This is a genomic window from Candidatus Magnetaquicoccus inordinatus, assembly GCF_004217665.1.
Lineage (GTDB): Bacteria > Pseudomonadota > Magnetococcia > Magnetococcales > Magnetaquicoccaceae > Magnetaquicoccus > Magnetaquicoccus inordinatus.
Genome location: NZ_RXIU01000153.1, coordinates 1 through 8846, shown reverse-complemented (window position 1 = coordinate 8846; position 8846 = coordinate 1). Strand labels below are relative to the sequence as shown.

At 44.2% G+C, this 8846-nt stretch carries 7 protein-coding genes; 6 read left to right on the top strand and 1 reads right to left on the bottom strand.

Annotated elements, in window-relative coordinates; translation table 11 throughout:
• From EJP87_RS11150 to EJP87_RS11125, 6 genes are all read left to right on the top strand, one after another.
• Positions 1 to 465: class I SAM-dependent DNA methyltransferase (locus tag EJP87_RS11150; protein WP_130471953.1), on the top strand; the 465-nt coding region annotated here is incomplete at its 5' end.
• Positions 465 to 1481, top strand: coding sequence for an AAA family ATPase (locus tag EJP87_RS11145; protein WP_130471952.1), 1017 nt, complete (start codon positions 465 to 467; stop codon positions 1479 to 1481). The genes EJP87_RS11150 and EJP87_RS11145, both read left to right, overlap by 1 nt.
• A complete protein-coding gene (locus EJP87_RS11140; RefSeq protein WP_130471951.1) occupies positions 1478 to 2020 on the top strand; it encodes a hypothetical protein in 543 nt (180 codons plus the stop codon). Before EJP87_RS11145 ends, EJP87_RS11140 begins: the two co-directional genes overlap by 4 nt.
• Positions 2020 to 4641, top strand: a complete 2622-nt coding sequence (gene pglZ, locus EJP87_RS11135; RefSeq protein ID WP_130471950.1) for a BREX-1 system phosphatase PglZ type A — start codon at positions 2020 to 2022, stop codon at positions 4639 to 4641. The genes EJP87_RS11140 and pglZ overlap by 1 nt, the downstream gene beginning before the upstream one ends.
• The gene (gene brxL / locus EJP87_RS11130) at positions 4631 to 6673 is read left to right on the top strand and encodes a protease Lon-related BREX system protein BrxL (RefSeq protein WP_130471949.1); all 2043 of its coding nucleotides are present in this window, start codon (positions 4631 to 4633) and stop codon (positions 6671 to 6673) included. Before pglZ ends, brxL begins: the two co-directional genes overlap by 11 nt.
• Entirely contained in the window at positions 6673 to 8346 is a 1674-nt protein-coding gene (locus EJP87_RS11125; RefSeq protein ID WP_130471948.1) for a deoxycytidylate deaminase, read from the top strand. Before brxL ends, EJP87_RS11125 begins: the two co-directional genes overlap by 1 nt.
• Positions 8347 to 8537: 191 nt before the next feature.
• Here the strand turns inward: EJP87_RS11125 and EJP87_RS11120 are convergent.
• The coding region (locus EJP87_RS11120; protein WP_130471947.1) for a HigA family addiction module antitoxin at positions 8538 to 8846 on the bottom strand (309 nt) is incomplete at its 5' end.

The following is an 8846-nucleotide window of genomic DNA, read 5'->3' as shown; positions in this document are numbered from 1 at the left end:
GGTGAAACCCCACTGGATACTATCCGTCGCTACCTGTGTCGGGATTTCTTCAAAGACCACCTGAAGACTTACAAGAAGCGGCCCATCTACTGGCTCTTCTCCAGTGGTAAGTTGAAAGCATTCGAGTGTCTGGTGTATCTCCACCGCTACAACGAAGGCACCCTCTCCAGGATGCGGATGGAGTACGTTGTTCCCCTTGCAAGCCGGATGACATCCCGGATTGAGCAGATTGGTAAGGATATCGGACCTTCCACCTCCACAGCTACCAGGAACCGACTCCAGAAGGAGCAGGACAAGCTGAAGAAGCAGCAGGAGGAACTTAGTAAATTTGATGAGAAACTCCGCCATTACGCTGACCTCCGTATCACGCTGGACCTGGATGATGGCGTCAAAGTCAATTATGGTAAGTTTGGAGACCTGCTTTCAGACGTGGCTGCCATCACCGGCGATAAGGGAGAGGATTGATGTTTACCAAGCTGGAGTTGACCAACTTCACGGCATTTGAGCATCTTGATATCGAATTCTCACCAGGAATCAATGTTTTGGTAGGAGCCAACGGTACAGGTAAGACCCACCTGATGAAGCTGCTCTACTGCATCCAGGATTCCTTGCTACCGCTCAAATCGCTTGAAAAGAAACTTAAAACCGTTTTTAGACCTCGGAACGAGGATTTGCACCGCTTGACCAGACGCAATCAAGGTGGAACCAGAACAGAAATCACAGCACAATGGAATGACATGTTGTTTGAATTTGTCAGACCTGTGAATTTCTTCTGGTATGATAATTCTAACCAGTTCTTCTCAGAATCTGCCATTCTTGACCATATCGAATCTCCTGTATTTATTCCTGTTAAGGAATTCCTCTCGTTTGCTCCAGGTTTCATATCTCTGTATGACAAATACAGCCTAAATTTTGATGAGGTCTATTACGACATCTTGAAGTTGGCATATCTTCCAAAGAGAAAAGGTGGTCTTGATAAACAGGACCAGGAGATACTTGAGACAATCCAAAGTCTGATTGGTGGCCAAGTGGTCACTGAAGGAGAGAGTTTCTTCTTAAGTCAGGGAAATTCCAATTTGGAGATGCATCTGGTAGCAGAAGGCTACCGGAAATTGGCTCTCATTTGGCAATTGATTAATAACGGCTCATTGTCGAAGGGAAATACCTTATTCTGGGATGAGCCGGAAGCTAATTTAAACCCATCGATGATGCAGTATGTTGCAAAAATCCTCCTGCTGTTGGCACAAAGAGGCATCCAGATATTCGTTGCCACTCACAATTATGCATTCTTGAAAGAAATTGACCTTCAAAAGGAGGAAACTCCAGTCACTTATTTTGCCTTGAACGATACTGGCAAGAATGGAGTGGAAGTATGTTCCTCTTCCAGCTACTCCACCATATATCCAAACAAAATTGCTGATGAATATCTACGCCTCTATGACCAGGAGATACAGAAATCCTTCAATGGAGGTTTGAAATGAACTCCGAGTGGCAAGAAAGTGGCCTCTATTTTGATTTCTCTGGAGCCATATCAGTCATCTCTCTTGATAATCATGGGAAGGGACATGGTTTGAGCCATATCCTTAAGGCTGTTGATTTTGTTGTGGAATGGGATGATGAATTCTGGCTGATTGAGGTAAAAAATCCAGAGAACCCAACCATACCTTTGGAGCATCAAGAAAGAAACAGACAGGAGTTCTTTGAGAGAATTGAATCAAAATTACTTATTGATGAAGAATTGTATCCAAAATTTATTCACAGCCTTCAGTTCCTTGGCCTGGATAGTGGTATTCCATCTAAACCGATGCGATATTTAACACTGATTGGTTTATCAAATCTAGAGCCAGTTCATTTTTCTGCTCTTGCTGATGCTCTCAAAGGACATTCCAAAGGTCTGCTGCAAGGTCCACCAAGAACCGGTTGGTCCAAAGGGTTCTCTGTTCATCTGTTCAACTTGGAACTCTGGAATAGAGCCTTACCACGATGCCAAGTCACCCCTGTTAAGGAGGGAACCGCTTGATGTCCTCCTTGGAAAACATCCAATCAACACTTACCAAACTCTTCAAAGATGGCCATCGCATTGTTTTTTGGCAAGATTCTGATAGAGAGTTTGAAGAAGCACTCCATCAACTTACCCTGGATGGAGTCTCTTTGATACGATTGGACCAGGAACCGGCCTTACTGGTGAAGTACCGTTTGGAGATTGAAGCACCTGAGCAACCATTCCTGCTCTACCAACCAGGACCACCACCTCCACATGAAGAGGATTGGTTTCTTGATGTAAGGCTGTACGCTGCTCCATTTGCTGCTGATAGAGCCACCATGCACCTCCGGGAGTTGGGATTGCATCAACAAAGCTTAAGAGACCACCTGGCTGAACGAGCAATCTTCCTGTCCAACAAAGACCGGATGGCACGTCTCAAGAAATTTATCCAACCGGATGATGGAGAAGAAGCAATCGACCGTTCGATGATGGCGGTCGTCACAAAAGCTGACCAAACTGATTTATTCAATATTATCATTGCATTGCTGCAAGAGTTGGATGGAGATGCTCTTGAGGGTATCCCAACCGCATGGACTGAGTTCGGAAAATTTGGACTGGAGCAGTCATTCTGGAAGATGGTGGAGGAGCGTTTCGGATATTCAGAGGAGTCCAGCAGTCTCAGAAACTTACTGATTCGATTGATGGTTTCAGATTTTGCCAAGAGCCTTCATGTTCCTCTTCCAACCTCTCTACGCCATCTAAGTCTTCCAGAGAGAGGTGCGGCCAACTCTGTGGTATGTCTCGGCCAGTGGCGTGACAGTGCCAAACGTAGCCAAAGATACGAACACCTCTCATCGGTTGTTGCCAGCATCATCAAGCTGGATGAACACCTCCCGAACTTAAGCATCGAGGATATGGCTGATGTCAAAACCTTCCTGGAGGTTGAGAAGAACATTGCCAGCCAGCTGCGTACCCGGATTCTGGAAACAAAAAATATCATTAACTTAGATGAGATTCGCAGTATCGTCTCTCAAAGATTGGATGGCTATTGGGCATCGAATCAGTTATCCAATACAGAGCATGCTCCCAGGATACCGATGCGTCGTGTTTATGATGCCCTTCTTTATGCCTCTGAATTATTTGATTTGAAAAACAATTTGCAATATGACGGATTGAAGGCCCAGGGTCCGAAGGACTACTTTGACCTCTATACACAAAGGCTCTACCGGGTTGACCAACTCTACCGATTGTTCCATGAGGCATCCACAGAAGCCAAGAAGTCTGGATGGGACATCTTGAAGTCCCTGGCTCCAGAAGTTGAGGCTCTATACGGAAACTGGTTCATTCAAACCCTATCCCTTAATTGGGGTGTTGTGGCTGAAGAGTTGGTCAGAGATAAGTGGCGGATTTTGGGAATTAATGATTCTGTATCCAAGCAGTTTGAATTTTATGATAAACACGTTAAATTCTTATTGGAAAAGAATGATTCACGCCGAGTCTTTGTCATTATAAGTGATGCTCTGAGGTACGAGGCAGGAAAAGAGCTGGCTGACCAACTTAACGGGAAATATCGCTTCTCTGCAAGAATCGAGAGCCAAGTCTGTGTTCTTCCATCTTATACAGCTCTTGGAATGGCTGCTCTCCTTCCTCGCAAGAGGTTGGACTACACCGATAACGGAACTGTATTGGTAGATGGTCAATCCTCCAGCGGATTGGAACAGAGGAGCAAGATTTTGGAATCTTTTAAGGGTAAGGCTATTAAAGCCGAAACCCTTATGAGCATGAAGCAGGCTGAGGGAAGAGAATTTATCAGAGATTTCCGGGTTGTTTATGTATACCACAATGTTATTGATGCTATCGGAGATTCAGCTTCTACTGAAGAAGATACCTTTCAAGCCGTCCGTACCACAATCAACGACCTGTCAGCTCTGATTTCAAAAATCGTCAATGATTTTGGTGGGAACAATCTTCTTGTAACATCTGACCATGGATTTCTATTCCAATTGGATGCACCTTCAGAAATCGATAAAAATGCCATCACAAACAAACCACCAGGAACAATTCTCTCCAAGAAACGCTACCTGTTGGGTCGTGACTTACCTCAAGACCCGATGGTGATTAAGGGTTCCACGAACAATACCGCCGGAACCACGGATGGATTGGATTTCTGGGTTCCAAAAGGAGCGAATCGATTCCATTTTGTTGGTGGTGCCAGATTTGTTCACGGGGGTGCCACTCTTCAGGAGGTGGTGGTTCCCATCATCAAAATACAGCAGATGAAGGGTAAGTCATCCGAAGCCACCAAAATCCGTACTGTCGGCATAAGTGTCTTGGGAAGTCCACCCTTCAAAATCACTACGAACAGACATCGATTTGTTTTTATTCAAAATGAAGCAGTTACAGAGCGTGTCAAACCGCTCATTGCTCGGATTGCAATTTATGATGGAGATAGTCCCATCACCAACGTAGAAAATATCACCTTTGACAACCAGTCCAAAGACCTGAATGAGTGGAAGAAGGATGTCCGATTGACTCTCTCCAGCCGCACTTATGACAAGAAATCCCGGTATCAACTTATTGTCCGCAATGCCGATACTGGCGTTGAAGAGCTGCGAATGGACGTAACCATAGACATGGCGTTCTCAAATGACTTCTGAAACGGAAAATCGGGATGTAGATACTCTTCTCAACCGTCACTTTACCGGACGTGTTGTGAGGAAGGATTTGACCAAGATGGTCAAGGAAGGGGCCAATGTTCCAGTCTACGTTCTGGAATACTTATTGGGTTCCTACTGTGCTTCCGATGATGAAGAAACCATTCAGGATGGGCTTGAAACGGTTAAGAAAATCCTCGCTGAGAACTATGTCCGTCCAGATGAAGCAGAGAAAATCAAGTCCAAAATCAAGGAGCGTGGCAGCTTCAAAATCATTGATAAGGTCACTGTCCGTCTGAATGAGAAACGGGATGTCTACGAAGCATTCCTGGCCAATCTTGGGGTCAAGGATGCCGCTATCAACGATTCCGATGTTCGGAAGTACGAAAAACTGCTGGTGGGTGGTATCTGGTGCATTGTCACGGTCCATTACTTTTACGAGGAAGGTCAGAAGATATCTCCCTTTAGTATCGGTGACTTAAAACCCATCCAGATGCCAAACATGGACCTGGAGGAGGTTTTTGAAGGTAGGAAGGCATTTTCCGAAGAAGAATGGATTGCGGTACTGCTCCGGTCTTGTGGTATGGAACCAAGTGTCCTTGAGAAACGTGTCCATTGGCACTTACTGGTGCGGATGATTCCGTTTGTCGAGAACAACTACAACTGCTGCGAGCTTGGTCCCAGAGGTACTGGAAAAAGTCATATATACAAAGAGGTTAGTCCAAACAGCATTCTTCTTTCCGGTGGTCAAACCACTGTTGCCAACCTCTTCTACAACATGAGCCGTCGATTGGTCGGCTTGGTTGGTGTATGGGATGTGGTAGCGTTTGATGAGGTAGCAGGTATCTCCTTCAAAGAGAATGATGGCGTTCAAATCATGAAGGACTTTATGGCATCAGGTTCTTTCGCAAGAGGCAGGGATTCCATCGCTGCATCAGCCAGCATGGTCTTTGTCGGCAATATCAACCAGCCAGTGGATACCCTGGTCAAGACCAGCCACTTACTCGCACCGTTCCCGGAAGCGATGATTGATTCAGCATTTTTCGATAGGTTCCATGCCTACATCCCAGGATGGGAAGTGCCGAAGATGCGACCGGAGTTCTTCACAAACCGATACGGCCTTATCACCGACTACTTAGCTGAATTCATGCGGGAGATGAGAAAGAGGAATTTTGCTGATGCAATTGATAAGTTCTTCAAATTAGGGAACAATCTAAATCAAAGAGACACAATCGCTGTCCGTCGTACCACGTCCGGCCTCCTGAAGCTGCTCTATCCAGCTGGTGATTTCGATAAGGAAGCTGTTCGGAGGTGTTTGGAATACGCTCTTGAGACACGCCGTCGAGTGAAGGAGCAGCTCAAGAAAATCGGTGGAATGGAATTTTTTGATGTCCACTTCTCCTACATCGACCAGAAGACCCTGGAGGAACGCTTCATTGGCGTTCCAGAGCAAGGTGGGGATAAGTTAATACCAGAGGGGCCACTAAATCCAGGCGTCCTCCACACGATTGCTACGGGCAGCGTTGGGCATTTGGGTTTGTATCGCTTGGAGACCCAAATCACAGCCGGTTCAGGAAAGATGACCACATCGGGTCTTGGTTCCAGCAGTGCCGCCAAAGAAGCAATCCGTATCTCCTACGACTACTTCAAAGCCAACGTCCACCGGGTTAGTGGTTCAGCAAAATCAGGTGATAATGATTATCACTTACATATTGTGGAGTTGCACAACACCGGACCCACCAAAACGATGACACTCGCTGGATTTGTTGCATTCTGTTCAGGAGTACTTAAGAAGCCTATCCAGGACCAGATGGTGGTATTGGGGGATATGAGCCTTGGTGGCAGCATTGTACCGGTGGAAAACCTTGCTGAAACTCTCCAGGTGGCTTTTGATGCTGGAGCTAAGAGGATACTGCTCCCGATGGCCAGCGTTCGGGACATCCCATCTGTACCAGGAGAACTGTTTGCCAAGTTCCAGACTTCGTTCTATAGTGACCCGGTTGATGCGGTATTTAAGGCTTTGGGAGTTGGATAATGGAAAGCAAAATTAACACGTATGCAGATGCAATATTTCACGTAAAAAGAAACTTTATGATAATTGGACTGACCGGCCTAACAGGTTCAGGCTGTTCAACTGTATCTAGAATTCTTACAAGCAATCAAAAACCGTCTTTGCCAGGTTATAATGAGATTAAGCAGTCTTGCTGGACTGGGAAAGAAAACGCTAAAAGAAGGCATCTTAGACTTAAGAGTATTTGGCATGATTTTACCTGGAATCCATTTGTTTGCATTGAAGTCAGCAAAGTGATTTTTGCATTGATTGTTGGCTGGATATCTGAAAATGGAATGCAAAAAAATATTACGGAGTATGGCAGCATAATAAACAATGTGAAAGATATTATCAAATCCTGTGACGATAGAAATAAATTGATTGAATTCTACACGGCTCAACAGCTTGATAAGTTAGATGAAAAAGGAAAAGAAAGATTATTAGAATCATATAAATATTGCTGCAATTTCTTTGACGAAGCGTTTAATAACATTGTAGCCATAGATAAAATATCTTTCCTGCAAGACTGTGGTGATAACATTAGAATGTTTGGAGTTCCATTCCCAGAAGATGGCTCAGAATCAAATCCAAAATTTTTATTCACGCTACCAGAAGCAGTAAGCTCAGTTTTCAAATCATATAGGCTTATCGATAAGTCAAGCTTTTTTGTGATTGATTCATTTCGTAATCCATTTGAAGTCGAATATTTCAAGCATCGATACAGCGAGTTTTATTTGTTGTCTGTTGGTAGGGATAAAGAATCACGGATAAAAAGCTTTTCTGCTTTAACACGCGATAGCATTAATACAATCTATAATCGAGAGAATGGAATGCGTATTGATGGGGAAAAAATAGCTGGAAACAGAAAATTAACATCCTTAAACATTCCTGAGTGCGAAAAGAAGGCGGATTATTATCTTTTCAATCAAGATGATGATTCAACCGACAGGCCACATATACGATATGGCCTCATTAGGCTCCTTTCACTACAGAGAACGCCTGGATGTCTTGCACCAGAACTAGATGAAAGGTTCATGCAATTAGCAATGAGTGTTAGGCAAAATTCCGGTTGTTTGTCAAGAAAAGTCGGCGCTGTTATTGTAGGAAAGAATGGAGATATTTATGGTTTAGGGTGGAACGATGTTCCTCGCGGACAGATGCCTTGCTCCTTAAGAACTGGCAAAGAGTTGATTAAAAAAAAGGACGAAAAAATATTTAGCAAATATGAGCGCAGCGAAGAGTTTTTGAAACATATCAAATTAGTACCATCTTCAGATAAACCATTTTGCTTTAAGGACCATTATCAAAAAGCAGCAAAGAAAACTGGAAAACCGAATGAATTTACCAGGTCGTTACACGCTGAAGAAAATGCTTTTTTCCAGGCTGTCAGGAGAATGCATGATTTGTCCGGGTCAATACTGTATACAACCGATAGAACTTGTAATCTTTGTGCAAAGAAAGCATATCAGCTAGGCATATCAAGGATTGTTTATATTGAAGATTATACAGATGATGCTGTTAATCAAACACTTATATCTGGGGCAAGAGATATTTGTAATGAGAAATTTGTTGGGATTGTAGGTTCAGCATATTTTAGACTCTTTGCGCCATTATTCCCTGAGAAAGATTTGATAGAATACAATCTTCCGTCAAATTAGCATACTCGTGACCACGATGGTTTTTATGTTTCAGAGATAGCCACATTAATCAATCCAAATGACGTGCAATGATTCACTGTTGACAGTTTATGAAAATGGATTATCCACTTCATCTGTTGACGATTCTATCACCTGAACAGTATCGCAGTTGTAACGGAAATGATTTGGATTCATGAGAATGTTCAAGCTCATCACGCATGACAGACTGCATCCGATTCTACTTGCCGGTTCAGACGGGTGATGGTTCCTCTGATTCGCTCTCCACTTTCAGCCATAGCCACATCCAGTTCATAAGTCTTCTGGAGGTTCAACCAAAACGCTGCCTCCACCCCCAACCACTGTTCCAGCCGAATGGCGGTATCCGCCGTCATGGCACGTTTGCCTGCAATGAGCTGGTATATCCGGTTGGAGGGTACGTGGATAGCCCTTGCAAGGTCAGCAGCACTCATTCCAAGCTCTTCCAACTCGTCAGCCAGTACCGTACCTGGATGGATTGGGTA